Annotated in this window: 26 protein-coding genes; 12 read left to right on the top strand and 14 right to left on the bottom strand. The window is 69.8% G+C overall.

Translation table 11 applies throughout. The annotated features are described in order from the left end of the window. The first annotated feature begins 16 nt into the window (after nucleotides 1-16). A complete protein-coding gene (locus PA27867_RS18810) occupies nucleotides 17-1,492 on the top strand; it encodes an MFS transporter (protein ID WP_066598574.1) in 1,476 nt (491 codons plus the stop codon). A gap of 304 nt (nucleotides 1,493-1,796) precedes the next feature. On the opposite strand, the gene PA27867_RS18805 is transcribed toward PA27867_RS18810, so the two are convergent. The 7 genes from PA27867_RS18805 to PA27867_RS21315 form a co-directional block, all read right to left on the bottom strand. Continuing rightward, entirely contained in the window at nucleotides 1,797-2,501 is a 705-nt protein-coding gene (locus PA27867_RS18805; protein WP_066598573.1) for a response regulator transcription factor, read from the bottom strand. Beyond that, nucleotides 2,498-5,146 carry an ATP-binding protein gene (locus PA27867_RS18800; protein WP_084021315.1) on the bottom strand — a complete coding sequence of 883 codons (2,649 nt, stop codon included), beginning with the start codon at nucleotides 5,144-5,146 and terminating at the stop codon, nucleotides 2,498-2,500. The genes PA27867_RS18805 and PA27867_RS18800 overlap by 4 nt, the downstream gene beginning before the upstream one ends. A gap of 3 nt (nucleotides 5,147-5,149) precedes the next feature. Beyond that, the gene (gene kdpC / locus PA27867_RS18795; protein ID WP_066598572.1) at nucleotides 5,150-5,782 is read right to left on the bottom strand and encodes a potassium-transporting ATPase subunit KdpC; all 633 of its coding nucleotides are present in this window, start codon (nucleotides 5,780-5,782) and stop codon (nucleotides 5,150-5,152) included. Between the two features lie 75 nt (nucleotides 5,783-5,857). Continuing rightward, nucleotides 5,858-8,050 (bottom strand): potassium-transporting ATPase subunit KdpB, encoded by a 2,193-nt coding sequence (gene kdpB, locus PA27867_RS18790; protein WP_066598571.1) that lies wholly within the window; start codon nucleotides 8,048-8,050, stop codon nucleotides 5,858-5,860. Between the two features lie 3 nt (nucleotides 8,051-8,053). Then, nucleotides 8,054-9,727 carry a potassium-transporting ATPase subunit KdpA gene (gene kdpA / locus PA27867_RS18785; RefSeq protein ID WP_066598570.1) on the bottom strand — a complete coding sequence of 558 codons (1,674 nt, stop codon included), beginning with the start codon at nucleotides 9,725-9,727 and terminating at the stop codon, nucleotides 8,054-8,056. After that, complete coding sequence (kdpF, locus tag PA27867_RS18780; protein ID WP_066598569.1) at nucleotides 9,727-9,816, bottom strand: K(+)-transporting ATPase subunit F; 90 nt, start codon at nucleotides 9,814-9,816, stop codon at nucleotides 9,727-9,729. Before kdpF ends, kdpA begins: the two co-directional genes overlap by 1 nt. Next, the gene (locus tag PA27867_RS21315; protein ID WP_255579453.1) at nucleotides 9,813-9,938 is read right to left on the bottom strand and encodes a hypothetical protein; all 126 of its coding nucleotides are present in this window, start codon (nucleotides 9,936-9,938) and stop codon (nucleotides 9,813-9,815) included. Before PA27867_RS21315 ends, kdpF begins: the two co-directional genes overlap by 4 nt. A gap of 144 nt (nucleotides 9,939-10,082) precedes the next feature. On the opposite strand from PA27867_RS21315, the gene PA27867_RS18775 reads away from it, so the two are divergent. Next, nucleotides 10,083-10,502 carry a GNAT family N-acetyltransferase gene (locus tag PA27867_RS18775; RefSeq protein WP_157109301.1) on the top strand — a complete coding sequence of 140 codons (420 nt, stop codon included), beginning with the start codon at nucleotides 10,083-10,085 and terminating at the stop codon, nucleotides 10,500-10,502. Nucleotides 10,503-10,609: 107 nt separating this feature from the next. Next, nucleotides 10,610-11,053 carry a hypothetical protein gene (locus PA27867_RS18770; RefSeq protein WP_157109300.1) on the top strand — a complete coding sequence of 148 codons (444 nt, stop codon included), beginning with the start codon at nucleotides 10,610-10,612 and terminating at the stop codon, nucleotides 11,051-11,053. Nucleotides 11,054-11,282: 229 nt separating this feature from the next. On the opposite strand, the gene PA27867_RS18765 is transcribed toward PA27867_RS18770, so the two are convergent. Both PA27867_RS18765 and glgX read right to left on the bottom strand, forming a co-directional pair. Further along, a complete protein-coding gene (locus tag PA27867_RS18765; protein WP_066598566.1) occupies nucleotides 11,283-11,792 on the bottom strand; it encodes a septum formation family protein in 510 nt (169 codons plus the stop codon). A 202-nt stretch (nucleotides 11,793-11,994) separates the two neighbouring features. After that, nucleotides 11,995-14,037: a glycogen debranching protein GlgX gene (gene glgX, locus PA27867_RS18760; protein WP_066598565.1), complete on the bottom strand. Its 2,043-nt coding sequence runs from the start codon at nucleotides 14,035-14,037 to the stop codon at nucleotides 11,995-11,997. A gap of 197 nt (nucleotides 14,038-14,234) precedes the next feature. Here glgX and PA27867_RS18755 point away from each other — a divergent pair, with 197 nt between their 5' ends. From PA27867_RS18755 to PA27867_RS18745, 3 genes are all read left to right on the top strand, one after another. Next, on the top strand, nucleotides 14,235-14,735 hold the full coding sequence (locus PA27867_RS18755; RefSeq protein WP_066598564.1) for a Dps family protein: 501 nt from the start codon (nucleotides 14,235-14,237) through the stop codon (nucleotides 14,733-14,735). A gap of 182 nt (nucleotides 14,736-14,917) precedes the next feature. Continuing rightward, entirely contained in the window at nucleotides 14,918-15,373 is a 456-nt protein-coding gene (locus PA27867_RS18750; RefSeq protein WP_066598563.1) for an SRPBCC family protein, read from the top strand. A 205-nt stretch (nucleotides 15,374-15,578) separates the two neighbouring features. Continuing rightward, complete coding sequence (locus tag PA27867_RS18745; RefSeq protein ID WP_157109299.1) at nucleotides 15,579-16,037, top strand: hypothetical protein; 459 nt, start codon at nucleotides 15,579-15,581, stop codon at nucleotides 16,035-16,037. A gap of 9 nt (nucleotides 16,038-16,046) precedes the next feature. Here PA27867_RS18745 and PA27867_RS18740 read toward each other — a convergent pair whose 3' ends face one another. Next, the gene (locus PA27867_RS18740; protein WP_066598561.1) at nucleotides 16,047-16,427 is read right to left on the bottom strand and encodes a DUF5655 domain-containing protein; all 381 of its coding nucleotides are present in this window, start codon (nucleotides 16,425-16,427) and stop codon (nucleotides 16,047-16,049) included. A gap of 156 nt (nucleotides 16,428-16,583) precedes the next feature. On the opposite strand from PA27867_RS18740, the gene PA27867_RS18735 reads away from it, so the two are divergent. Then, the gene (locus PA27867_RS18735; protein WP_066598560.1) at nucleotides 16,584-18,887 is read left to right on the top strand and encodes an MMPL family transporter; all 2,304 of its coding nucleotides are present in this window, start codon (nucleotides 16,584-16,586) and stop codon (nucleotides 18,885-18,887) included. A gap of 88 nt (nucleotides 18,888-18,975) precedes the next feature. On the opposite strand, the gene PA27867_RS18730 is transcribed toward PA27867_RS18735, so the two are convergent. After that, entirely contained in the window at nucleotides 18,976-19,731 is a 756-nt protein-coding gene (locus PA27867_RS18730; RefSeq protein ID WP_066598559.1) for a DeoR/GlpR family DNA-binding transcription regulator, read from the bottom strand. A 55-nt stretch (nucleotides 19,732-19,786) separates the two neighbouring features. Here PA27867_RS18730 and PA27867_RS18725 point away from each other — a divergent pair, with 55 nt between their 5' ends. The 5 genes from PA27867_RS18725 (at nucleotide 19,787) to PA27867_RS18705 (ending at nucleotide 22,755) form a co-directional block, all read left to right on the top strand. Continuing rightward, complete coding sequence (locus PA27867_RS18725) at nucleotides 19,787-20,173, top strand: DUF4406 domain-containing protein (protein WP_236900766.1); 387 nt, start codon at nucleotides 19,787-19,789, stop codon at nucleotides 20,171-20,173. A 53-nt stretch (nucleotides 20,174-20,226) separates the two neighbouring features. Then, nucleotides 20,227-20,865: an NUDIX domain-containing protein gene (locus PA27867_RS18720; protein WP_335582772.1), complete on the top strand. Its 639-nt coding sequence runs from the start codon at nucleotides 20,227-20,229 to the stop codon at nucleotides 20,863-20,865. A gap of 82 nt (nucleotides 20,866-20,947) precedes the next feature. Next, entirely contained in the window at nucleotides 20,948-21,517 is a 570-nt protein-coding gene (locus PA27867_RS18715; RefSeq protein ID WP_066598557.1) for a helix-turn-helix domain-containing protein, read from the top strand. After that, a complete protein-coding gene (locus PA27867_RS18710; protein ID WP_066598556.1) occupies nucleotides 21,514-22,320 on the top strand; it encodes an MFS transporter in 807 nt (268 codons plus the stop codon). Before PA27867_RS18715 ends, PA27867_RS18710 begins: the two co-directional genes overlap by 4 nt. Before the next feature lie 57 nt (nucleotides 22,321-22,377). Next, nucleotides 22,378-22,755, top strand: coding sequence for an MFS transporter (locus tag PA27867_RS18705; protein WP_157109298.1), 378 nt, complete (start codon nucleotides 22,378-22,380; stop codon nucleotides 22,753-22,755). A gap of 16 nt (nucleotides 22,756-22,771) precedes the next feature. Here the strand turns inward: PA27867_RS18705 and PA27867_RS18700 are convergent, their stop codons facing one another. From PA27867_RS18700 to PA27867_RS18690, 3 genes are read right to left on the bottom strand one after another with little or no spacing between them, the layout of a single operon-like run. Further along, the gene (locus PA27867_RS18700) at nucleotides 22,772-23,467 is read right to left on the bottom strand and encodes a DUF2306 domain-containing protein (RefSeq protein ID WP_066598554.1); all 696 of its coding nucleotides are present in this window, start codon (nucleotides 23,465-23,467) and stop codon (nucleotides 22,772-22,774) included. A 12-nt stretch (nucleotides 23,468-23,479) separates the two neighbouring features. Next, nucleotides 23,480-23,710, bottom strand: a complete 231-nt coding sequence (locus tag PA27867_RS18695) for a hypothetical protein (RefSeq protein WP_066598553.1) — start codon at nucleotides 23,708-23,710, stop codon at nucleotides 23,480-23,482. Continuing rightward, entirely contained in the window at nucleotides 23,691-24,443 is a 753-nt protein-coding gene (locus PA27867_RS18690; protein WP_084021313.1) for a hypothetical protein, read from the bottom strand. The genes PA27867_RS18695 and PA27867_RS18690 overlap by 20 nt, the downstream gene beginning before the upstream one ends. Nucleotides 24,444-24,526 lie beyond the last annotated feature (83 nt).

Genomic DNA, 24,526 nt, shown 5'->3' with positions numbered 1-24,526 from the left:
GCACTGGAGCCCTCCCATGCCCTCCGCCCCGTCTCCTTCGACGTCCACATCCACATCCGCCGATCCGTACCGCTTCAAATGGCTGATCCTGGCGGTGATGCTCACGGCCGAGATCCTCGACCTCATCGACGCCACCATCGTCAACGTCGCCGGACCGTCCCTCGAGGCGAGCCTGGGCGCCGGCTCCACCGGACTGCAGTGGGTGATCGGTGGTTATGCCCTCACCCTCGGCGCCGGCCTGATCCTCGGCGGACGCCTGGGGGACCGGTTCGGCCGCCGCACCATGTTCCTGATCGGCCTGATCTCCTTCACCCTCATGTCCCTGCTCTGCGCAGTGGCACCGAGCATCGGCATGCTCATCGCCTTCCGCCTCATTCAGGGCTTCTCGGCCGCGATCTTGCTTCCCCAGGGACTCGGCCTGCTCCGTGCGGCGTTCCCGCCGCGGGAGATCGGCAAGGCCTTCGCCGTCTTCGGACCGGTCTTCGGCCTCGCGGGCATCGCCGGCCCCATCATCGGCGGCGCCATCATCCAGGCCGACCTGTTCGGGTTGGGCTGGCGGGCGGTGTTCCTGGTGAACCTGCCGGTGGGCATCGCCGCCATCGTGATCGCGTGGATCGTCGTGCCCCGCACGGCCGGCGACCGCAGCATCACCATCGACCTGGTCGGTTCGGCCATCATGGTGCTCTCCAGCGCCCTGCTCGTGCTGCCGCTGGTGCAGGGTGAGAACGCCGGCTGGCCGGCCTGGACCTGGCTGTGCATCGCCGCATCCCTGGTCGGCTTCTACCTGTTCACCCGTCGGCAGAAGTCCCGGCTCGACGCCGGCAAGACCCCGCTGGTGACGCCGGGCATCTTCCGCAAGCCCGCCTATCTGGTGGGGCTGGGCGGCATCGGGCTGTTCTTCTGCGGAACCGTGGGAGCGCAGCTGGTCTTCACGCTGTTCCTGCAGCTCGGCGAGCAGTTCAGCGCCGGGGAGGCCGGCGTGAGCAGCCTGCCGCTGGCCATCGGCACCCTGATCGGTGGCGCGGTCAGCGGCGCGCTGCTCGCCGACAAGCTCGGCCGGGCCGTGCTGCAGATCGGCGGTGTCTTCCAGATCGCGGGCGTCGTCTGGCTGTTCATCGCCCTCGGCGACATCTCCGACTTCAGCATCTGGCAGTTGGCTCCCGGCCTGCTACTCACGGGCATCGGCAGCGGCTTCGTGGTCGCCAGCCTGTTCAACGTCATCCTCGGCACTGTCGACGACGACGAGGTCGGGTCGGCCTCCGGCGTGCTCACGGCCGTGCAGTCGATCTTCTCCGCGGTGGGCGTGGCCGTTCTCGGGTCGGTCTTCTTCGCCGGCCTGGATGCGGGCGACCCCGGCCAGGGATTCCGCACCGCGCTGCTCGTGCAGGGTGGCCTCATCGTGGTGTTCCTGCTGCTCAGCCCGCTCTTCCCCGTGCGGGCCCGGCCCGAGGAGCCGGCACTCGCCGAGGAGGAGCCCGCCCTGGCCGAATAACGGCTGGGTGGGCGAGCGAGCGCGTGCGGCTCGCGCTGCGGGCGGGCGCGGCGGCGGGCGTGGCGCGGTCGCGGCGCCGTTTCGCGGGTGGCACGCCGGGCGCGAATCGGCGTGTGTCCCGCGCAGCGCGCACCCGGCCGGGTCAGGTGGGGGCGGGCGGATGCGGCGAGTGCGACAGGGCGCGGGCGGGTGAAGCGGGTGGCGCGGGCGCGGCGCCGTTTCGCGGGTGGCACGCCGGGCGCGAATTGGCGTGTGTCCCGCGCAGGGCGCATCCGGCCCGTGAGACGGGCCCGCGGCGGGTGGGTCAGGCGGGCGCGGCGGGCGGGTCGGGCGCGAAACGGTAGCCCATGCCGGCCTCGGTGAGCAGGTAGCGCGGATGCGAGGGGTCGGCCTCGAGCTTCTTGCGCAACTGGGCGAGGTAGAGCCGCAGGTAACCCGTGTCAGTCATACGCACCTGCCCCCACACCTCCGCGTAGAGGGCCTGCCGGCTCACGAGCTTGCCCGGGTTGCGCAGCAGCAGCTCCAGGATCTGCCATTCGGTGGGGGTCAGCCGCACGGGCTGCGGCCCGGCCGGCCCGGCGCGCACCACGGTCTTGGCCGGCAGGTCCACCGTGAGGTCGCCGAAGGTGATGACGGGTTCGTCCCCCGGCCCCGACAGTCGGCGGGTGAGCGCCCGGATGCGTGCCAGCAGCTCGTCGATCGAGAACGGCTTGGTGACGTAGTCGTCGGCGCCGCGGTCGAGGGCCTCGACCTTGTCGGAGGCTCCGCTGCGCCCGCTCACCACCAGGATCGGCACGCTGTTCCAGGCGCGCAGGGAGTCGATGACGGTGAGCCCGTCGAGGTTGGGCATGCCGAGGTCGAGCATGACCAGGTCCGGGTGGTACTCCACCACCGCGGCCAGGGCGCTGACCCCGTCGTGCGCGGTGATGATCTCGTAGCCGCGGGCCCCCAGGGTGATGCGCAGGGCGCGCAGAATCTGCGGGTCGTCGTCGGCGATCAGGATTCTCATGCGGTGTCCTCATCGGTGCCCGGGTTCGTGGCCCGGCGGGTGCTGGGGGTGGCGGGGCCTTCTGCGCCGAGGTCCTCGAGGGCAGTGTCTTCGAGGGCGGGGACGTCGGCCGCGGGGTCGTGGGAGGCGAAATCTTCGGCGGCGGAGCCCGCACCATCGGCACCGTCCGCGACCGCGTCCAGCGACACGACCATGGTGAGCCCGCCGCCCGGGGTGTCCTCGGCCTCGAGCGTGCCCCCCATTCCCTCCACGAATCCCTTCGACAGGGCCAACCCGAGGCCGAGCCCGGTGGTGTTGTCGGTGTCGCCCAACCGTTGGAACGGCACGAAGACGTCCTCGCGGCGGTCGGGCGGGATGCCCGGGCCGCGGTCCATGATGCGCAGCTGCACGGTTCCGGCGAACAGGCTGGCCGACACCCGCACCCGCTCGTCGTGCGGTGAGAAGCGGATGGCGTTGCTGAGCAGGTTCACCACGGCGCGTTGCAGCAGCCCGGGGTCGGCCAGCACCGGGGACAGATCTGCCGGCAGGTCGAGCTCGACGGCGTCCGGCCCCAGGCCCAGCTCGTCGAGGGCGGGCAGCACCACGTCGGCCAGGTCGACGGGGGCGAGCGCCACCGCGAGGGCTCCGGCCTGCAGGCGGCTCACATCGAGCAGGTTCGTCACCAGGTCGGAGAGGGTGTCGAGGCTCTCGCCGGCGGTGGCGAGAAGTTCGGTGCGGTCGGCCGGAGAGAGGGTGATGTCGGGGGAGCGCAGGCCGCTGATCGCGGTGGTCGCGGCGGCCAGCGGGCGACGCAGGTCGTGGCCGACGGCGGCGAGCAGCGCGCTGCGCATGCGGTCGGCCTCGGCGAGCGGGCCGATCTCGCTCGCGGTCTGCTCCAGAGCGCTGTGCTCCAGGGCCGCGTCGATCTGGCTGACGATCACGGTGAGCAGCCGGCGTTCGGATGCGGCCAGGACGGGCCCGTACAACTCCAGGGTGGCGCGGCTACCGATCGGGATGGTCGTGGTGGGGTTGGCATCACCAACCTCACCCGCATCCGCCTCGACCAGCACGGCGCCGCCAGACACCAGCCGCACCCGGGTCAGCCCGAAGGCCTCGCGGGTGCGGGCGACGAGGGCCTGCAGGGCGTCCTCGCCGCGCAGCACGCTGCCGGCGGTGGTGGCCAGCAGCTCGGACTCCGCCGCAGCGCGGCGGGCCGAGCGGCTGCGCCGGGCCGCCTGGTCCACGACGTAGCTCACCAGCACGGCGTTCACCAGGTAGAGCGTGAGCGCGAAGAGGTGCAGCGGCTCGGCCACGGTGATCGTGTAGAGCGGCTGCACCAGGAAGTAGTCCAGGGTCAGCCCGGACAAGAGGGCAGCGAACACCGCGGGCCAGAGGCCGCCGACGAGCGCGACGACCACCACGAGAAGCTGGTAGCTGAGCACATCGCTGGTGATGGACTCCTCGCTGCGGAAGGTGACGAGCAGCCAGGTGAGCAGCGGGCCGCCGGCCAGCGCGAGGGCGAAACCGGCGAGCCGGCGGCGTACCGTGAGCGCTCCGCCCAGCCGGGGCAGCGCGAGGCCGCCGCCGGCCGCGGAGTGCGTGACGATGTGCACGTCGATGTCGCCGGACTCGCGGGTGATGGTGCTGCCGATCCCCGGGCCGCTCAGCGCGGCGGTGAACCGGTTGCGCCGGCTGACGCCGATCACGAGCTGGGTGGCGTTGGCGGCGCGGGCGAAGTCCACCAGCGCCCGCGGGATGTCGTCGCCGACGACCTGGTGGTAGCTGCCGCCGAGTTCTTCCACCAGCGCCCGCTGCGCGGCCAGGGCGCCCGGATGCGGTGTGGCCAGGCCATCCTGGCTGATCACGTGCGCCGCGATGAGCTCGCCGCCGGCCGACCGGGCCGCGATGCGGGCGCCCCGGCGAATCAGGGTGTCGCCCTCCGGGCCGCCGGTGAGCGCCACGACCACACGTTCCCTGGCCTCCCATTTGTCCTGGATGCCGTGCTCGGCCCGGTAGGTCTGCAGCGCCGTGTCGACCTCGTCGGCCAGCCAGAGCAGCGCCAGTTCGCGGAGCGCCGTGAGGTTGCCCAGCCGGAAGTAGTTCGACAGTGCCGCGTCGATGCGTGCCGCCGGGTAGACATTGCCCTCGGCGAGCCGGTCCCGCAGCGCCTGCGGGGCCAGGTCAACGACCTCCACCTGGTCGGCGCCGCGCAGCACGGCATCCGGCAGCGTCTCCCGCTGGGCCACCCCGGTGATCTGCCGCACGACGTCGGCCAGCGATTCGATGTGCTGGATGTTGACGGTGGAGATAACGTCGATGCCCGCCGCGAGCAGCGCCTCCACGTCCTGGTAGCGCTTGGTGTGCGCCGACCCGGGCGCGTTGCTGTGTGCGAGTTCGTCCACGAGCGCGATCTGGGGGCGGCGGTCCAGCACGGCCGCCAGGTCGAGTTCGCTCAGCTCGATGCCGCGGTGCTGCACCCGCATCCGTGGCACCACCTCGAGACCCTCCGACATGAGCGCGGTGGCGGCGCGGCCGTGGGTTTCCACCACCGCGACGACCACGTCCTTGCCCTCGTCGCGCAGCCGGCGGCCCTCTTCGAGCATGCTGTAGGTCTTGCCGACGCCGGGGGCGGCGCCGAGCAGCACACGCAATCGACCGCGTTTCATGGGTTACCTCACCGTGGAATCGAGCTTGGCCAGCTCGAGGTTCAAGTTGAGCACATTCACGGTCGGTTCGCCGAGATAACCGAGGTCGCGCCCCTGAACGAGCGAGTCGACGAGTGCGCTCACCTCGGCCTCGGGCAGGTCGCGGGCGGCCGCGACCCTGGCCACCTGCAGGCGGGCGTACTCCGGGCTGATCTGCGGGTCGAGGCCCGAGGCGGATGCGGTGACCGCGTCGGCGGGGATCTCCGAACGGCTGACGCCGTCGAGCTTCTCGATCGCGGCCTGCCGGTCGCCGATGGCCTGGATCAGGTCGGGGTTCTCCGGCCCCCAGTTGCTGCCGCTGGACGCCGCGGCGTCGTAGCCGTCGCCGGCCGCGGAGGGACGGGACTGGAACCACTCGGGCAGGGCGTTTCCGTCGGCATCCGTGAAGGACTGCCCGATCAGGCTCGAGCCCACGACCGTGCCTTCGGCGCTCTGCACGAGGGACCCGTTGGCCTGCGCGGGCAGAGCCACTTGGCCCACGATGGTGATGACCAGCGGGTAGGCGATGCCGAGCACGACCGTGAAGACGAGCATGGCCTTGAGGGCCACCCAGTAGGGCCGGGTGAGGGGGCCGGTGCGGGGACGGGAGGCGTTCATGGGAGCAAGGTCCGTTCTGTGTGGCGTTCGAGGAATGTGCGCACGGGGAGAGGAAGCGGGAAGGAGGTCATGGCCCTAGAACCCGGGGAGCAGCGACACGACGAGGTCGATGAGCTTGATGCCCAGGAACGGGGCGATCACCCCGCCGAGACCGTAGATGAGCAGGTTGCGGCCCAGGATGCTCGACGCGCTCGCGGGGCGGTAGCGCACCCCGCGCAGGGCCAGCGGGATCAGCGCCACGATGATGATGGCGTTGAAGATGATCGCCGAGAGGATCGCCGACGCCGGTGAGTTCAGCTGCATGATGTTGAGCACCGCGAGCCCGGGGAACACCCCGGCGAACATGGCCGGGATGATGGCGAAGTACTTGGCCACGTCGTTGGCGATGGAGAACGTGGTGAGCGCCCCGCGGGTGATCAGCAGTTGCTTGCCGATGCGCACGATGTCGATGAGCTTGGTGGGGTCGGAGTCGAGGTCGACCATGTTGCCGGCCTCCTTCGCGGCGGAGGTGCCGGTGTTCATCGCCACCCCCACGTCGGCCTGCGCCAGCGCCGGGGCGTCGTTGGTGCCGTCGCCGGTCATCGCCACGAGGTTGCCGCCCTCCTGTTCCCGGCGGATCAGCGCGAGCTTGTCCTCCGGGGTGGCCTCGGCGAGGAAGTCGTCGACACCGGCCTCGGCCGCGATGGTGGTGGCGGTCAGGGCGTTGTCGCCGGTGACCATGATGGTGCGGATGCCCATCGAGCGCAGCTCGGCGAAGCGCTCCTTGATGCCCTCCTTGACGATGTCCTTGAGGTAGACCACGCCGAGCACGGTGCGCTCGCCGAGGTCGGGGGCATCCGTGCCGGCCGCAACGGATGTGCCGGTCGCGGCTGTACCCACGGCCACGACGAGCGGCGTGCCGCCCAGTCGGGAGATGCGTTCCACCTCGGCGGTGAGCTCGGTCAGCACGGTGTCGGCCACGGGCCCCGCCTCGCCGACCCAGGCCAGCACGGCCGAGCCGGCTCCCTTGCGGATCTGGCCGCCTGCGGTCAGGTCGATGCCGCTCATGCGGGTCTGCGCGGTGAACGGCACGATGTCGCCGGCCAGGCTGTCGGGCCGGTGGAAGCCCCGCTCCGCGGCGAGGTCCACGATGGACTTGCCTTCCGGGGTGGGGTCGCTCAGCGACGAGAGCGCCGCGGCGCGCACCAGTTCGGCCTCGGTGACGCCGGTCAGCGGGGCGAATTCGCGGGCCTGCCGGTTGCCGTAGGTGATGGTGCCGGTCTTGTCGAGCAGCAGGATGGTGACGTCACCGGCCGCCTCGACCGCGCGGCCCGACATGGCCAGCACGTTCCGCTGCACGAGCCGGTCCATGCCGGCGATGCCGATGGCCGAGAGCAGCGCACCGATCGTGGTGGGGATCAGGCAGACCAGCAGGGCCACGAGCACGGGAAGGCTCACCGTCGCCGCGGAGTAGCTGGCGATCGGGTTGAGGGTGAGCACCACGACGAGGAAGACGATCGACAGGCTGGCGAGCAGGATGTTCAGCGCCAACTCGTTGGGGGTCTTCTGCCGGGCGGCTCCCTCGACGAGGGCGATCATGCGGTCGACGAAGGTCTCACCGGGTTTACTCGTGATGCGGACCACGATGCGGTCGGAGAGCACCCGGGTGCCGCCGGTGACGGCGCTACGGTCGCCGCCGGATTCCCGCACGACGGGGGCGGATTCACCCGTGATCGCGGATTCGTCGATCGAGGCGATGCCCCAGACGATGTCCCCGTCGCCGGGGATGAGCTCGCCGGCGACGACGATGACGGTGTCGCCCAGGGTGAGGTCGGCCGAGGAGATCGTGCGCACCGACGCCCCTTCCGCGCCGGGGTTGGTGTCGGCCTGGTAATCGAGCACCTGGGTGGCGCTGGTGCTCGTGCGGGTCTGCCGCAGGCTGTCGGCCTGGGCCTTGCCGCGCCCCTCGGCCACGGACTCGGCCAGGTTGGCGAAGATGACGGTGAGCCAGAGCCACACCGCGATGCCCACGGTGAACGAGCCGGGCACGGCGGAGCCGCCGGACTCGCCCGGGCCGCCGAGGAACGGCTCGGCCACGGCGAGCAGGGTGGTGAGCACCGCCCCGATCTCGACGATGAACATCACGGGGTTGCGCCACATCAGGCGCGGGTCGAGCTTGCGCGCGGCGCCGGGCAGCGCGGCCAGCAGTTGCGCGGCGCTGATCGTCTTCGCCGGTTTCGGGCGGTGGCCGCCGGTGGGGGCGGTGGGAGTGTCAACGAGAGTGGTCATGGCTTACTGCAGCCCTTCCGCCAGGGGACCCAGCGCGAGTACGGGGAAATAGGTGAGGGCGGTGATGATGAGCGTCACGCCGATGAGCAGGCCCACAAACTGGGGCCGGTTGGTGGGCAGGGTGCCCACGGTGGCCGGCACCCGGTCCTGCGCGGCGAAGGAGCCGGCCAGGGCCAGCACGAACACCATCGGCAGGAACCGCCCGAGCAGCATGACCACACCGAGCGCCGTGTTGAGCCAGGGCGTGTTGGCGGTGAGTCCGGCGAACGCCGAGCCGTTGTTGTTGGCCGCGGAGGTGAAGGCGTACAACACCTCGGAGAAGCCGTGCAGGCCGGGGTTCCAGATCGACGTGGTCTCCACATCCGCCCGGATCGCCGGGATGGCGAAGGACAGCGCGGTGCCGAGCAGCACCAGGGTCGGCGTGATCAGGATGTACAGGCTGGCGAGCTTGATCTCGCGCGGGCCGATTTTCTTGCCCAGGTATTCCGGGGTGCGGCCCACCAGCAGGCCGGCCACGAAGACCGCGATCACGGCGAGGATCAGCATGCCGTAGAGGCCGGAGCCGACGCCGCCAGGGGCGACCTCGCCGAGCATCATGTTGAGCATCGGCATCATGCCGCCCAGCGCCGTGTAGGAGTCGTGCATGGAGTTGACCGCTCCGGTGGACGTGAGGGTGGTCGAGGTGGCATACAGGGTGGACCCCCAGATGCCGAACCGGGTCTCCTTGCCCTCCATGGCGCCGCCGGCCAGTCCTGGCGCGGTGCCGGCCCCGCCCAGTTCGAACAGCGTGAGCGCCGTGAGCGAGACCACGAAGATCGTGGCCATGGTGGCCAGGATCGCGTAACCCTGGCGCTTGTCGCCCACCAGGGTGCCGAAGGTGCGCGGCAGGCTGAACGGGATCGCCAGCATCAGGACGATCTGGAACAGGCTGGTCCAGGCGGTCGGATTCTCGAACGGATGCGCCGAGTTGGCGTTGAAGAAACCGCCACCGTTGGTGCCGAGCTCCTTGATCGCCTCCTGGGAGGCCACCGGACCGCCCGGAATCGACTGGGTGGCGCCGGTGAGGGTGCTCACGTCGGTGAATCCGGTGACGTTCTGGATCACCCCGCCGGCCAGCAGCACGATCGCGCCGATCACCGCCAGCGGCAGCAGCAGGCGCAGCACCCCGCGGGTGAGGTCCACCCAGAAGTTGCCGATGGTGCCGGAGCGGCGCAGCATCAGGCCGCGCACGAGCGCGATGGCCACGGCCAGACCCACGGCGGCCGAGACGAAGTTCTGCACCGCGAGCCCGGTGAGCTGCACCGTGTAGCCCAGGGTCACATCGGGGGAGTACGACTGCCAGTTGGTGTTGGTCACGAACGACGCCGCGGTGTTGAAGGAGAGCCCCTCCGGCACCGCGGGGAAGCCCAGCGAATACGGCAGCACGGCCTGGGCGCGCTGGATCGCGTAGACGACCAGCACCCCCACGAGAGAGAACGCGAGCACGCCGCGCAGGTAGGCCGACCAGGTCTGCTCGCCGCGGGCATCCACGCCGATCAGCCGGTAGAAACCGCGTTCGACGGCGAGGTGCTTGCGCGAGGAGTAGATGGTGGCCATGTAGTCACCGAGCGGACGGTAGATGACCGCGAGCACGGCCACGAGAGTGAGGGCCTGCAGGACGCCCAGCCAGACCGGCACTAGAACCGCTCCGGCTTCACGAGGGCGTAGACCAGGTAGCCGATGGCGGCCACGGCGAGCACCGCGGCGACGACGTTGAAGACGATCACAGTTTGGCCACCCCCCAGGCCACCAGGCCGATGAGCGCGAACACGGCGATGACGCCGAGCACGTAGACGATGTCGAGCATGCGTTCACTCCATTCATGGGCCGTCGTTCTGGCGGCCGGCACGTGTGCTCCGCACGAGCACGAACTGAGTAAACACCCGCCCGGCACCGCCCACCGGAATCCTCACGAACCCCTAACGCCCCATCCGGCGGGGTTCGGCCGGCACGGGGTTTGCGCTTGCGCGGTCGGGTCCGGTTGAGTGATCGCATGACGGATGCCGACTACCGCTTTTCTTCAGACACCGCCGAGATGGACCGTGCCCTCGTGCACGCCTGGCTGAGCACCGAGGCGTACTGGGCGCTGGGGCGCACGCGAGCCGTGCAGGATGCCGCGATGGACGCATCCGTGAACTTCGGCATGTTCGACGCACTCACGGGCCGGCAGGTCGCCTACGCGCGCCTGGTCACCGACTCGGTCACCTTCGCCTGGCTCTGCGATGTGTTCGTCGCCCCTGAGGTGCGCGGGCAGGGTGTGGGGGTGACCCTGATCGAGAACATCGGCGCCGCACTCGACGCGCTCAACCTGCGGCGGGTGGTGCTGGCGACCTCCACCGCCCACGGCCTCTATGCCAAATTCGGTTTCGAGACGCTGGCCGCCCCCGACCACTGGATGGAGCGGCGAGCATAACTCCTGCTGGTTCTTCGTAATCGGGCCAAAACCGGCCGTTCTGCCCCGTTCCGGCGCGAATTGCAGGAGTTATGCGCAGCCACGCGGGGCGGTTCTAGAGTGTGGGCATGGGGATAGTGACCAGAACCGCGCGGACGGTCGGTGTCGCTGTGCTCTGTCTGGTCGGGGTGTCCGCCTGCTCGGCATCCATCGCGGACTCCGAGTACGACGGCGTGCTGCCGAGTGACGCGATCACGACGCCGACAGCGATTCCGGAGGACGGCGAGGCGAACCTGTTGGATCCGTATCCCAGCGCGGGATGGCTGGATGACGGCGACCGGTTCGCGATCGTGCTCGGCGGCAGCTCGAGTTGTCCCAGTTTTCCGGCGTCGATGGTCGTCGAGGACAGCCACACCCTGAGCATCGAGATCGGGCAGAGCGGCGGGCCGATGTGCACGGCCGACATGAAGCTGCGCACCCACGTGCTCACGACACCGTCGGGCATGGACACGACATCTGAGATCACCATCCGCTACGGCGAATCCGGAACCGCAGTTCTGCCCGCGCTCTGAAAGCTCGGCAGGTCGATCGTCAGTAGGCGCCCGGGCAGCGAAAAGCCCCGGTGCCGCTCACGCTTTGGGGGAAAGGGAGCGGGCGCCGGGGCCGATGTTTGGAGTGGGGGAACTCCGAGTACTACGGTACGCCCTCAGACCTGCGTAGAGGGTGTCCAGACTCTAAGAATCCTCTATGTGTTTGTGATGCGAGACTTAATGTCCCGCGTCGTGGTGCGGTCGGCGAGGCTCAGAGAGCCACCCCGGCCAGCGAACCGGTGGTCTTGTCCGGGCCCATCACGATGCAGAGGATCTCGTGGTCGCCGTTCTCCCAGCTGCCCTCGGTGGGGGAGAGGTAGTTGAAGTCCAGGGTGGATGCCTCATAGTCCGAGCCCACGAAGGTCTCGAACTCGGTCATGCAACGCTCCTCCGCCACGGTCGTGATGGCGTCCTCACCGGGGTAGGCCTCGTCGTCGCTCACGTCGAAGGCGAAGTAGGCCTCGTAGTCGTGGGCGTCGGTGCAGGGAATCGCCTGGACGCTGTCGATCTGCTCGGCATCCTGGTCGTTGAAGCAGTCGCCGACGGCCAGGGTGAAGACGTCGGCCTTACCGGCCTCGCTGATCTCCTGGGTCTCGGCGTCGCGGGCGGCTTCCTTGGGGAACAGGTCGGTGATCGCGCTGCAGCCCGACAGGGTGAGGGCGCCCACCGAGAAGACGGCGGCGGCGATGATGACCCTCAAACGGGACGTGGTGCGGGACATGGAAGTGCCTTTCGAATGGATACGGGCACCCTCGACGGCACGCGGGTCCAGGCGTGCCGAGACGGTGCTGAGAACTGCACGCCGGCGCTCGAACCCCAAATATTGGCGCTGGCGGCGTTTCTATATTGGCCGAATTCGAAACAAAAGCGCAAGCGCCGCGGGCGACTGAGCGGCGGCCGGCCTCAGGCCGGCCGCCTCCGGTTCAGCGGCGCGACCGCAGCAGCGTGAACGAGCCGTCCCGCACGATGAGGGTGCTCACCGGTGCCGTCACCTGCTGGTCGGGGTCGCTCGACGCCGCCAGTTCCCACTCGGTGTTCGGCGCGTCGGGGATGGTGAACTCCACCCCGTTCGCGGCCGCGTTCAGCAGCAGGGCGAACGCGTCCTCCCCGGCATGCTCCAGCACGAAGGTGATGGCGTGGGCGTCGTCGTCGGTCCAGTCCTCGTCGGTGAACTCCTCGGCATCCGCCCGCAGCACCCGCACGGTGTCTGTCGCGTCTGCTCCGGGCGCCTGCCGGAACCAGGCCGGCCGCAGCGCGGGGTTCTCGCGGCGCAGCTCGAGCAGGGTGCGGGTGAAGTCCAGCAGCCCGGTGTCGGTGTTGGCCCAGTCGTACCACGAGATCTCGTCGTCCTGGCAGTAGGCGTTGTTGTTGCCGCCCTGGCTGCGGCCGAGTTCGTCGCCACCGAGGATCATCGGCACCCCCGCGGACAGCAGCAGGGTGGCCAGGAGGTTGCGGCGCATCCGGTCGCGGCGCTCGTTCACCTCGGCGTCGTCGGTGGGGCCCTCGACGCCGTTGTTGGTGGACTGGTTGTCGCTCTCGCCGTCGTTGTTATCTTCGCCGTTGGCCTCGTTGTGCTTCTCGTCGTACATGGTGAGGTCGGCCAGGGTGAAGCCGTCGTGCGCGGTCACGAAGTTGACGCTGGAGAGCGGAGAGCGGCGGTCGGCCTCGTAGACGTCGGGGCTGCCGAGCACTCGCTGCGACAGGGTGCTGAGCAGGGAGGCGTTGCCGTGCCAGAAGCCGCGCACGTCGTCGCGGAACTTGCCGTTCCACTCCGACCAGTCGGCGGGGAAGCCGCCGACCTGGTACCCGGCGGTGTCCCAGGGCTCGGCGATCATCTTGACCGGCGCGAGCACCGGGTCCTGCTGGATGAGGGTGAGGAAGGCGCTGTGCAGGTCGGCGTCGCCGCCCTGCCGGGTGAGGGTGGTGGCCAGGTCGAAGCGGAAACCGTCGACGTGCATCTCGGTGACCCAGTAGCGCAGCGAATCCATGATCAGGCCGAGCGCGGCCGGGTGGCTCACGTTCACGCTGTTGCCGGTGCCGGTGGTGTCGAAGTAGTTGCCCCGGTCACCCTCCACCAGGCGGTAGTAGGCCTCGTTGTCGATGCCCTTGAACGAGAGGGTGGGGCCCATGTGGTTGCCCTCGGCGGTGTGGTTGTAGACCACGTCGAGGATCACCTCGAGGCCGGCGGCGTGCAGCGCCTTGACCATCTCCTTGAACTCGGCAACCTGGGCGCCGGTATCGCCGGCTGCGGCGTAGTCGCCGTGCGGGGCGAAGAAACCGATGGTGTTGTAGCCCCAGTAATTGCGCAGGCCCTTCTCCTCGAGGTGGCTGTCCTGCACAAACTGCTGCACCGGGATGAGCTCCACCGCGGTCACGCCGAGGTCGGTGAAGTGCTTGATCGCCGCCGGGCTGGCCAGGCCGGCGTAGGTGCCGCGGATGTCTTCGGGCACGTCGGGGTGGGTCTGAGTGAAGCCCTTGACGTGCACCTCGTAGATGACCGATTCGGCCAGCGGGGTGAGCGGTGCGGCGTCGTCGGCCCAGTCGAAGGCCGGGTCGGTGATCACGCACAGCGGGGTATGACCGGCGGAGTCGCTGGTGTCCAGTTCGAGCGGATTCTGCTGGTCATGGCCGAAAACCTCCTGGCCCCAGGTGTACTCACCCGAGACGGCGGTGGCGTGCGGATCCAGCAGCAGCTTGTTCGGGTTGTGGCGCACGCCGTTCGCCGGATCCCACGGGCCGTGCACCCGCAGGCCGTACCGGGTTCCCACTCCGGCGCCGGGCACGATGCCGTGGAAAACGTGCCCGGTGCGCTTGGTCAGCGGCGTGCGCGTCTCGGTGCCGTCCTCGTCGAAAACGCAGAACTCGATGCTGTCGGCCGTCTCGGAGTACACCGCCATGTCGACGCCTCCGTCGACGAGGGTGGCACCCAACGGGTAGGGCAGGGAACGGGGTGCGGCGGCGGTCATGATGCTCTTTCGGTCTGAAATTATTCGCAAGAAGGTGCGAGAGAGTGGAAACGATATCCGGCGGATCGGCGGCGAAACTGAGAAAAACCTGAGTCCCTTCGCTGTCGGGGGACGCTGCTAGTGTGCTGTCTCAGACAGGCGGGACGTCGGCTGAACCCTCGGCCGCCACCGTTCCCGCTGGTGATGAAGGGAATCCCATGAAGGCATCCGCAGAGCTCGGCAGCAACCTCCAGTCCGTGCTCGTCGACTTGATCGAGCTTCACATTCAGGGCAAGCAGGCGCACTGGAGCGTCGTGGGCACGAACTTCCGTGACCTGCACCTGCAGCTCGACGAGATCATCGACGACGCCCGCATCTTCACCGATGAGCTGGCCGAGCGGATGCGCGCGCTCGACGCCCTGCCCGACGGACGCACCGAGACGGTCACCAAGACCACCCACCTGGCCAAGTTCCCCGCCGGCGAGGTGGACACCACCGAAACCGTGACCTTGGTCACGGCGATGCTGACCGCAACCGTCGACAACATCCGCGAGATTCACGAGGCCGTCGACGAGGCGGACCCGGCCAGCGCGGACATTCTGAACGGCTTCATCCTGAAGCTCGAGCAGTACATCTGGATGGTCAGCGCGGAGGACCGGAAGCCCCGCAAGCCCACGGCCAAGGACTCCACCAGGCCGACCGGCAAGGCCACGGCGTAAGCAATACACCGCTTTCGGACCAATTCCGCCGGTCAACGTGACGAATCGCCTCGTTCGACCGTCACAACTATGAACGCAGCAACTGTGATTCCAACAACTGCGTACCCAATGGCTGAGACCGTGACATCGCGGAATCTACCCTGCGGCGCTCACCCGCCGCACGAAGAGGACAGAGGAAGACGATGACCCAAGTAATCGAGACCATCGACGTCGACGTTCCCGTACGCACCGCGTACAACCAGTGGACCCAGTTCGAGTCGTTCCCGCACTTCCTGGACTTCGTGCAGTCGATCAAGCAGATCGACGACACGCACACGCACTGGGTGGTGAAGATCGCCGGAGCAGAACGTGAGTTCGACGCCGTGATCACCGAGCAGCACCCCGACGAGCGGGTGGCCTGGAACAGCACCTCCGGCGAGGAGAACCACGCCGGTGTTGTCACCTTCCACAAGCTCAGCGACACGACGTCCAAGGTCACCGTGCAGCTCGACTGGGAGGCGGAGGGCTTCCTGGAGAAGGTCGGCGCCGTCTTCGGTGTGGACGACCACGTGATCAAGAAGGACCTCAAGAACTTCAAGGAGTTCGTCGAGAACCCGGCCAACCAGAACGACGGCTGGCGCGGCGAGGTACAGATCTAGTCGCACGCGATTAAAGAGAAGGGGCCGCACACTGTGCGGCCCCTTCTCTTGTGCCGCACCGCGTTAAGAGGAGAAAGTGATTTTAGAAGGACGGAATTGGCCAAAACGTCCTCTTTTTCGACCGATGTCCTCACAAACGGCGGCTGCCGCCCGAGTCCTGCTAGATTTCGGCCACGACCACGGGTGGCGACGAGCGGGGGCTCTCATGCAACGCAGGACGAAGACCGGACCGGCCTGGGTGGCGGGGCTGCTGGTCGTCGGAGTGGCCGTGGCACTCTCGGGATGTGCCGCAGGCACTGCCAATCCCCATATAGGTGCCGTGCTGGGCACTCCTCGGGAGGCGGAGGATGCCTGGCCCGTGGACACCGAAGACCTCGATATCGATCTGGACTCGAGCCGGCTCGTGGGAACGCTCGATCACGTGGACTACTTCGTGGCGTCCTACTCTGATGCGGACACGGATGACGGCGTCTGTCTGCTGCTCTCCGGCCCCGACGGCCACTTCGTGGCTGCGTGCAGCCCCAGCGAGAGTGGCATGTCGATGTTCGGCATCGGGGTGGGGAGCGCCCGTGTCTCTGCCGACACCGTGACGTATCCAGCCTCGGCCGGGTGGGTGCAACTCACTGACTTCCTCCTGGTGAACCCCGGCGCCTCCGCACCCTGAAAATGCGGGTCAGCCGGCCTTGGACCAGGCCTCCCGCAGGCAGTCCAGCACGGCCGGTTCGAGGTCCGACATCCGGCGCAGCTCGAGGTGGTGCATGAAGTGGTTGAGGGTAGGTTCCACCACTTCCTTCCAGCGCGGTGATGTGTCGAACCGGTCCAGGTCGATGGTGAGCACGAGCGGGGCGACCGCGCCGGAAAGGTACTGACCGGGCAACCAGGTCCAGGCGAATGACCGGTTGCGGCGGAACGCCACCTGGCTCTTGGTGACGCGCATCTCGGTCGGCCCGATCCGGAGGATGGCCGAACGCACGGCGTCGAAGAGGGGGCGGGCCAGCGGATCGCGCCCCGCGAAGAACTGCTCGAGCGGGATGGGTTTGCTGACGGCGGTCATGTGCAGCAGGGTAGCCCGGTCGACCCGATGCCGGGCGGGAGCGTAGCGACGGGAGTAGTTTGGCCGCGGTACGACCGTCAGCGGGTATGCGGGGATGCGCGTTCACAAGCCGAGGAAGGCCAAGGAATGCCGAGGGACACCGAGGGATGACCCGACATGTTGCGTAAATTGGGCGTGAGCGTTGCCCGTCACCGACTGATCTCGGTGCTCTGCTGGGCGGTGGCGCTCGCCGCCTGCGCGGCCACGGCCCTGTTCGGGGTCACCGGGGACAGCCTGTTCCAGCGCCTGTCCAGCGCCGGGCCCTCGGTGCAGGGCGAGGCGCAGGACGCTGCCGACCGCCTCGCCGGCCCATCCGGACAGCAGACCGAGTCGCTGTCGCTGCTCGCGCACCCCACCGATCTCAGCTCGCCCGACTTGGCGGCCATCCTCGACTCGGCCACGCTGCGGCTGCAGCAGGTCGACGGGGTGACCCAGGTGATCAACCCGCTCGCCATCCCGCCGCTGCCCGACGGCACACCGAACCCGGCGGCCGCGCCGCTACTCTCCGCCGACGGCAAGGGCCTGCTCCTCACCGCGGAGATGGAGGCCACCGACGGCACCGTCAGCGACTCGCTGCTCACCTCGGTGGAAAGCCGGCTCGACGTGGCGGCCGACGAGGTCAGCCAGCTCGACCCGGAGGCCCAGGTGGAGGTGGGCGGGGCACCCCTCGTGGTCGAGTCGCTCGTCGCCGTGGCCGAGTCCGACCTGCAAAAGGGGGAACTGATCGCCCTGCCCATCGCGCTGCTGGTGATGCTGGTGATCTTCGGCGGCTTCCTGGCCGCCGGCATCCCGCTGGTGGGCGCCATCGCGTCGATCATCGGGGCGCTCGGGATGCTCTACGCCTTCACCTTCGTGATGGACATCGGCATCACGGTGATGAACGTGATCACCGTGATCGGGCTGGGCCTCTCGATCGACTACGGACTGCTCATGGTTAGCCGGTTCCGCGAGGAGTTCCGGGCCCGGGTGGGTGGCGAGGGTCCGGGCGCCCCGGCGGGGCGGCCGGGCCCGCCGGTCGCCGAGGCAACCGAGCTGGCCACCGGCGAGCTGTTGACCCTGCCGCACCACCGGCACAGCCGGCACGAACTCATGCTCCAGGCGGTGGGCGGCACGGTGAACACGGCCGGGCGCACGGTGCTCTACTCGGGGTTGACCTTTGCCATTGCCACGGCAGGCTTGCTCGTGTTCGAACCGTCCATCATCCGGGCCATCGCGATCGGCGCCATCTGCGTGGTGCTCATCGCCATCCTCACCGCGCTGGTCCTGGTGCCGGCCCTGCTCGGCTACCTGGGCGACCGGCTCCTGCAACCCGGCCTGCTCACTCGAATCCCGGGCCTGGGCCGCTGGCTCACCCGGTTCGGCGACATCGCCCCCGAGGAGGGCGTGTTCTCCCGGCTGGCCCGCGGCGTGCAGCGGGCGCCGCTGCTCATCGCGCTGGCCGCCACCGCCGTGCTGCTGCTGCTCGGCAGCCCGGTGCTGTCGATGACGGTGTCGAACAGCGCCGACGACGCCATCCCGCCGTCGTCCACCCAGTACGACTTCCTCACCACCCTCTCGGAGGAGTTCCCGCTCGCCACCGCGCCGCGGGTGCAACTGGTGTCGAGCGCCGAACAGGCGGCTGCGGCCGGGTGGGCCGACGACGTCGCGGCCCTGCCCGGGGTGACGGATGTCTCGCCGCCGGTCGACCAGAACGGCTACTGGGTGTCCCGGGTGAACGTGGAGACCCACCAGGGCATGGAGGTGGTGCGGGAGATTCGGGCCGACCCGCCGGATTTCGAGAGCTGGGTCGGCGGGGCCGATGCGCAGGCCGTCGACTACCTCGATTCCCTCGCGCAGGGGGCGCCCTGGGCGGTGCTCATCATCGCCGTGGCCACCTTCGTGTTGCTGTTCCTCATGACCGGGTCGGCCGTCATCCCCCTCACTGCCCTGGTGATCAGCGCCATCTCGCTGGGGGCGGCGGCCGGGGTGCTGGTCTGGGGCTTCCAGGAGGGCAACCTGTCGGGGGTGCTCAATTTCGACCCCGACAGCATCTCCGGCGTCGACGCTCTCGTGCTCACGCTCGTGCTCACCTTCGGGTTCGGCCTGGCGATGGACTACGAGATGTTCCTCCTGGCGCGCATCAAGGAACACCACGACAGGGGTGAGAGCACCCGGAAGGCGATCGAGACCGGCCTGCAGAGTTCGGGGCGCATCATCACCTCGGCGGCGTTGATCATCGTGCTGGTCTTCGCGGGCTTCGCCACGGGTGAGCTCATGCAGATGAAGCAGATCGGCACGGCCCTGGCGGTGGCGGTGCTACTGGATGCGACACTGGTACGCATCGTGCTGGTGCCGGCGGTGATGACCTCGCTCGAGCGTGTGCTCTGGTGGTCGCCGCGCTGGACCGCACCCATCCATGCCCGCTTCGGTCTGCGCGAGTAGCCGCCGCCGCGCCCCGCCCCGCGTCACAGGTGGGGACAGCGCGGGCCGGAACAGTGCGAGTGGGAACGGCGCGGGCGGGAGAAGGCAGTCAAGCAGGGAGGATGGCGACGCCGGCGTCGCGTAGGTCGACCAGCGCCGGGTGGTCCGCGGCGGTGTCGGTGACGATGCCCGCGACCTCGCCGAGCGGCAGCACCCGGTAGGGGGAGGCCGCGCCGATCTTCTCCGCGCTCGCCAGAACATAGGTGTCGGCGGCCCGCCCGGCCAGGGCCCGCTTCATCGCGGCCTCCTCGACGTCCCCGGTGGTGAGCCCCGCGGTGGCGTGCACGCCCGTGACGCCGAGCAGGAACAGGTCGGCCGACACCGCCTGCGCGGCCTCGACCGCGGCGGCTCCGCAGGCGACCGCCGAGTGCTTGAACAGGCGCCCGCCGATCACGTAGACCTCCACACCCGCGTGCGGCACCAAGGCGGCGGCGATGGTGGGGCTGTGGGTGATGACGGTGCAGACCAGATCGGCCGGGAGCGCGTGCACCACCGCGAGGGTTGTCGTGCCGCCGTCGAGGATGACGGTGCTGCCCGGTGTGATCAGCTGGGCCGCGCGCGCGGCGACCCGGTCCTTGCTGGCCGGCTGCACGAGGGTGCGGTCCGCGTACTGCGCGAGTGCCGCCGACACCGGCAGCGCCCCGCCGTAGACGCGCTGGCAGAGGCCGGCGGCCGCGAGTTCGCGCAGGTCGCGGCGCACGCTGTCGTCGGACAGGCCGAGCTCGGCCGCGATCTCCTTGGCCACCACCTTGCCGTCGCGGGCCAGTCGAGCGAGGAGGAGGGCCTGTCGTTCCGCTGCCAGCATTACGCGTTCCTTCCGATTTGTGCATGTTTGTGCACGTTGTATTACTCTAGCGGCCATGACCGCATCCCTCATGATCCTCATCGCTGGCCCCTACCGATCGGGCACGGGCGACGACCCCGTGCTCCTGCGCCGGAACCTCGACCGGCTCGAGGAGGCGGCCTGGCCGATCTTCCGCGCCGGCCACCTGCCGATGATCGGCGAGTGGGTGGCGCTGCCCGTGCTCGCCAGCGCCGGGGTGACGGATGTCGCGCATCCGTTGGCCGCCGACGTCATGTACCCCACCGCCGAGCGCCTGCTCGAACGGTGCGACGGTGTGCTGAGGCTCCCCGGCGAGTCCCAGGGGGCCGACCAGGATGTGGTCATCGCCCGCCGTCTGGGCATCCCCGTGTACACGAGCCTGGACGAGGTGCCCGGCGTCGGCGCGCCCCTGCCGCAGCCGTGACCCCCGCAGTCGGCAGCACCCCCACTGATCGGCCCGGCATGGATCGGCCTGGCATGGACCGGCCCGACAGGCGCGGCCGCACCGGACTGCACCTGACCGCGGCCGGGCTGTGCGGCAATCCCGACGTCACGGTGCGCCAGGTCGAGGTGACCAGCGATGGCTGGCACGTGCTGCGCCGCACCACGTTCGACTACCGCCGCCGCGACGGCCGCATGGTGAGGGAGCAGCGCGAGACCTACGACCGCGGCAACGGCGCCACCATCCTGCTCTACGACCCGGTGCGTCGCACGGTGTTGCTCACGCGCCAGTTCCGCTACCCCGCCTACGTCAACGGCCACCCCGACGGCATACTCATCGAGACCGCCGCCGGGCTGCTCGACGACGATGCCCCGGAGGTGGCGATCCGCCGCGAGGCGAGCGAGGAGCTCGGCGTCGACGTGCGGGAACTGCGGCACGTCTTCGACCTCTATATGAGCCCGGGTTCGGTCACCGAGCGGGTGCACTTCTACGTGGCCGCCTACGGACCTGCCGATCGGGTGACGCCGGGCGGCGGCCTGGCCGAGGAGGGCGAGGACATCGAGGTGCTCGAGATCCCGGCCGACGACGCCCTGCTCATGGTGGCCGATGGTCGGATCGTCGACGGTAAGACCGTCATCCTGCTGCAGTGGGCGGCGCTGACGGGGCTGCTCTGAGCCCGCTACGCCGCCCCACCTGCGCCCGCGCACCCCAAAAGGGTTGTTTGACAGTAGGCGAACGGATGTCTAGCCTGAACCCATGCCCACTCCCCACGACCTCGAGGGTCTGCGCGTGGTGGCCCATCCGCTCCGGCTCAAGCTCCTCTCCCTGCTCACTGCCGAGAGCCTGAGCGCCGCCGAGGCCGCCCGGGTGCTCGGCGAGAGCCAGGCGAACGTGAGCTACCACCTGCGCCGGTTGGCGCAGGCGGGCCTCGTGCAGCTGGTCGAGGAGGCCCGGGTGCGGGGCGGGGTTGCCAAGCGCTACCGGCACGATCCATCGTCGGGCGAGGCCCTCGCCGGCGGGGACGCGGACGAACACCGGGCGTTGATGGCTGCCCTATCGGCCGAGTTGGTGCAGCGGAGCGCCCGCTACGAACCGGGCGCGCCGATCGTCTTCACCGACGCCGAGGTGCTGTTGCCCGCCGAGGCGTGGCACCGCGTGCGCGACCTGGGGCGTGAGCTGGGCCGGCTCCTGCACGACGAGGCGGTGGCCGCCGGCACGCCCGGTGCCGTGCGGGTCGCCGCCACGGTGGCCCTCTTCCCGGTCGCCCCGGCCCTCGCTGCCCCGGCCTCCGAAGCCCCGCCCTCCTCCGATCCCGGCGCGGAGTGATCGCCGGCTACCTGCAGGCGCTCCGCACACCGGGAGCCCTCCGGGTCTTCCTGCCCGCCCTGCTGGGGCGCCTGTCGCTCGCCATGGTGACACTCGCCCTGCTCTACAGTGTGCAGACCAGCACCGGCTCCTTCGCCGCGGCGGGCGCCGCCACGGGGGCGTTCGGGCTGGCGAACGTGATCGCCTCGCCCTACCGCGCCCGGATCGTCGACCGGGTCGGGCAGCGGATGGCGCTGGGCACCATGAGCATCCTGTTCGCGCTCGGCCTCGGCGCGCTTGCGTGGGCGACGACCCGGCCCGACACACCCGTCGGGCTCGTGGTCGGCATCGCCGCCCTCACCGGCCTCTTCCCGCCGCCGCTCGGCGCCGCCATGCGGGTGATCTGGGGGTCGCTCACCGCTCCGGGCCCGCAGCGCACCCGCGCCTACAGCATCGACGCCGTGTGCGAGGAGGTGCTGTTCACCACCGGGCCCCTGATCGCCGCGGCGATCATCGCACTGACGAGCCCCGCGACAGCGATCCTCGTGACGGGCGGCATCGCGGTGCTTGGCACCCTGGGTATGACCGGGGGTGCGGCCTCCCGGCAGCGCGGCGCCCGCCGCGCCCCGGCGCCGCCGGTGCTGCGTCCGCTGCGGCAGCCCGGCTTCGCCCTGGTGCTGGTGGCCCTGCTAGCGGTGGGATGCGTGCTCGGCACCGTCGAGGTGGCCGCCCCGGCCGTGGCCGAGCGGGCGGGCTCGGTGCAGGTGGCGGGGATGCTGCTGGCCGCCTTCGCCGCGGGCAGTGCGATCGGCGGGCTGGTCTAGGGGCAACGCGTCTGGCGGGCCTCCCTCGGGGTGCGGCTGCAGGTCACCGGCGCGACGATGACCGTGCTGTGCGCGGCCCTCGCGTTGCTGTCCGGGCTGCTCGCCCTCGCCGCCGTGCTCGCCCTGGTCGGCTTCTTCCTGGCGCCCGCGCTGATCACCGGTTACCTCAGCGCCGACGAGCTGACGGCGGCCGAGGTGCGCACCGAGGCCTCCAGCTGGATCAACACCGCCGTCAATGCGGGTGCGGCGGGGGCCGCGATTGTGGTCGGCACCGTGGTCGACGTGGCCGATCCGCAGCTCGGCTTCCTCGTCGGAGCGGTCATCGCTCTCGTGCTCTTGCTCGTCGTTGCGCCCCGGCTCGCGAGGGGTGTCGGCCGGACTCGACCGCCCGACCGAACTGCTCACGAGGCCGCCCGGTCCGGCGACGCCCACTGACGGAACGGGACTGCCGTCACCGAACCGGCCGGGGCCACCGGGGGGAGTGCCGTGCGCGGCGATGGATGATCCCTTCGGCCACCGCCAGATTCAGCAGCCAGGCGAGACCCATGATCACCGTTCGGGAGGGCTCGTCGGTGGGCCCGAACAGCATGGCTCCGGGGATGAGCAGGAGCGCCTGGGTGCCGGCGGCCACCCCGATCGCGTAGGCCCGGGTCATCCAGCTGCCGTGGCCGACGAGGTCGCGGCGCGAGATCGCGCGGATTCCCAGGGCGAGACTGGCCACCATCGCGGCCCCGAAGAACAGGCGAAGCAGCGACATGGCCAGGCCGTCGCCGGGCGGGTGCGGGTAGAACGCCGCCATCCACATGCCGGAGAGGGCCGCGAGCAGCCCGGCCGGGAGCAGGAGGATGCGGCCCGCGACCCGGTGCCAGCCGGCGCGGCCGCGGCGCAGGGCCGGCACGAACTGGAACGCTCCGATCAGGCTGAAGATCGTGGCGCCGACGATATGCGCCAGCACCGGAACCGGGGAGTCGAGGAACCGGGCGTTGTGCGCGGTCGGCACGGCTCCGCCGGTCAGTTCGCCGAGTCGCGCGGCGCCGGCGAGCACCGGGATGAGGCTGAGCAGAATCAGCCCGGCGGGCACCAGCCACGAAAAGCGGGAGCGCGAGTGCTGGCTTGGGGGCGTTTGGGTGATCTGTGTGTCGTTCATCTGTGTCAGCTCCTAGGGCCGGGTCGGCGTCGGATTGACCGAGAGGAGGGTGAGTCCCACGTCGCCGATGCGCCGCAGGATCCCGTGCAGGGCGGCCTGGTCGGTGACCGTACCGGTCAGGATGGTGGTTCCGTCGCGGCAATCGGTCAGCTCGAAGCCGTCGAACCAGTCGCTCCAGCCCGCATCCAGCTGTCCCTGGATGCGGATCTCGAAGCGGTGCGGGTCAGCGAGTCTGGGTGGCACGACGGATGCCTCGCTCGGTGCCGGCAGTGCCCTCGGCACCATCGGTGGGCTGCTGCGCCGCCCGGCGCTGGGTCGACCACAGCGAGTAGCCGAGCCAGATCAGCGCCAGACCCATCGGAATCGCGGCCATCCGTTCGACGGTGTGCGGAAGCAGGCCGGCCACGGGCGTCAGTACGGCCGCGACGATGAGCAGGATGCTCGCTCCGCGGGACAGGACCCGGGCGCGGAGGAGCGCGATTCCGAACACGAGGGCGCCGACGATATAGAGGGCGCTGCCCACGGGAACCACCAGGGCCAGCGGGCCGAGGTCGGTCGTGCTGGCGTATCGGCCGAACAGGCCGACGAAGTCCGTGGCGAACTGGGGCGCGGCATCCGTGAGCAGGGGCGCGATGAGCGCCTCGGCGAAGTTGAAGGCCGACTGCAGGATGAAGAAGAGACTGAACATGAGGTAGCCGATCAGGCCGAGTACCCCGAGCCGGCGCACCTGGCTGAGGTACAGGCCCGCCAGCCCGGTGAGCGCGAGGACGGCCATGCTCAGACTGAGCAGGTGCACGACCAGCCACATCGGGGTGGTGATCGAGGCGATGACGTCACGGGGATGGATGAATTGGATGACGATGTAGAAGATCCCGGCCAGGGCGGCGGATGCGCCGGCGGCGCGGGTGAGGCCGGACGGGGTGATGGTGGCACGGGCTGGGGCTGAAGAGGTGGGTGCGGAACGGGTGGCGCTCATGGCGGTTCTCCTTGATTGGTGATTCGGTCGTCCCCAGGCGGCAACCTGAGGATGACTGGAATCTACGGAGACACCTGGTGACG

The sequence above is a fragment of the Cryobacterium arcticum genome (genome assembly GCF_001679725.1).
Classification (GTDB): domain Bacteria; phylum Actinomycetota; class Actinomycetes; order Actinomycetales; family Microbacteriaceae; genus Cryobacterium; species Cryobacterium arcticum_A.
This window is presented reverse-complemented; position numbering and strand designations above follow the sequence as displayed.

What these genes read in the sequence shown, in the direction of transcription:
- PA27867_RS18730 (WP_066598559.1), bottom strand. Translation starts at nt 19,731, where the DNA reads ATGCTGGCAGCGGAACGACAGGCCCTCCTCCTCGCTCGACTGGCCCGC.
- PA27867_RS18745 (WP_157109299.1), top strand. Translation starts at nt 15,579, where the DNA reads ATGCAACGCAGGACGAAGACCGGACCGGCCTGGGTGGCGGGGCTGCTG.
- PA27867_RS18700 (WP_066598554.1), bottom strand. Translation starts at nt 23,467, where the DNA reads ATGAACGACACACAGATCACCCAAACGCCCCCAAGCCAGCACTCGCGC.
- PA27867_RS18770 (WP_157109300.1), top strand. Translation starts at nt 10,610, where the DNA reads ATGGGGATAGTGACCAGAACCGCGCGGACGGTCGGTGTCGCTGTGCTC.
- PA27867_RS18750 (WP_066598563.1), top strand. Translation starts at nt 14,918, where the DNA reads ATGACCCAAGTAATCGAGACCATCGACGTCGACGTTCCCGTACGCACC.
- PA27867_RS18775 (WP_157109301.1), top strand. Translation starts at nt 10,083, where the DNA reads ATGACGGATGCCGACTACCGCTTTTCTTCAGACACCGCCGAGATGGAC.
- PA27867_RS18805 (WP_066598573.1), bottom strand. Translation starts at nt 2,501, where the DNA reads ATGAGAATCCTGATCGCCGACGACGACCCGCAGATTCTGCGCGCCCTG.
- PA27867_RS18725 (WP_236900766.1), top strand. Translation starts at nt 19,787, where the DNA reads ATGACCGCATCCCTCATGATCCTCATCGCTGGCCCCTACCGATCGGGC.
- PA27867_RS18720 (WP_335582772.1), top strand. Translation starts at nt 20,227, where the DNA reads ATGGACCGGCCCGACAGGCGCGGCCGCACCGGACTGCACCTGACCGCG.
- PA27867_RS18810 (WP_066598574.1), top strand. Translation starts at nt 17, where the DNA reads ATGCCCTCCGCCCCGTCTCCTTCGACGTCCACATCCACATCCGCCGAT.
- PA27867_RS18690 (WP_084021313.1), bottom strand. Translation starts at nt 24,443, where the DNA reads ATGAGCGCCACCCGTTCCGCACCCACCTCTTCAGCCCCAGCCCGTGCC.
- kdpB (WP_066598571.1), bottom strand. Translation starts at nt 8,050, where the DNA reads ATGACCACTCTCGTTGACACTCCCACCGCCCCCACCGGCGGCCACCGC.
- PA27867_RS18765 (WP_066598566.1), bottom strand. Translation starts at nt 11,792, where the DNA reads ATGTCCCGCACCACGTCCCGTTTGAGGGTCATCATCGCCGCCGCCGTC.
- PA27867_RS18755 (WP_066598564.1), top strand. Translation starts at nt 14,235, where the DNA reads ATGAAGGCATCCGCAGAGCTCGGCAGCAACCTCCAGTCCGTGCTCGTC.
- PA27867_RS18715 (WP_066598557.1), top strand. Translation starts at nt 20,948, where the DNA reads ATGCCCACTCCCCACGACCTCGAGGGTCTGCGCGTGGTGGCCCATCCG.
- glgX (WP_066598565.1), bottom strand. Translation starts at nt 14,037, where the DNA reads ATGACCGCCGCCGCACCCCGTTCCCTGCCCTACCCGTTGGGTGCCACC.
- PA27867_RS18800 (WP_084021315.1), bottom strand. Translation starts at nt 5,146, where the DNA reads ATGAAACGCGGTCGATTGCGTGTGCTGCTCGGCGCCGCCCCCGGCGTC.
- PA27867_RS18740 (WP_066598561.1), bottom strand. Translation starts at nt 16,427, where the DNA reads ATGACCGCCGTCAGCAAACCCATCCCGCTCGAGCAGTTCTTCGCGGGG.
- PA27867_RS18705 (WP_157109298.1), top strand. Translation starts at nt 22,378, where the DNA reads ATGACCGTGCTGTGCGCGGCCCTCGCGTTGCTGTCCGGGCTGCTCGCC.
- PA27867_RS18735 (WP_066598560.1), top strand. Translation starts at nt 16,584, where the DNA reads ATGTTGCGTAAATTGGGCGTGAGCGTTGCCCGTCACCGACTGATCTCG.
- kdpC (WP_066598572.1), bottom strand. Translation starts at nt 5,782, where the DNA reads ATGAACGCCTCCCGTCCCCGCACCGGCCCCCTCACCCGGCCCTACTGG.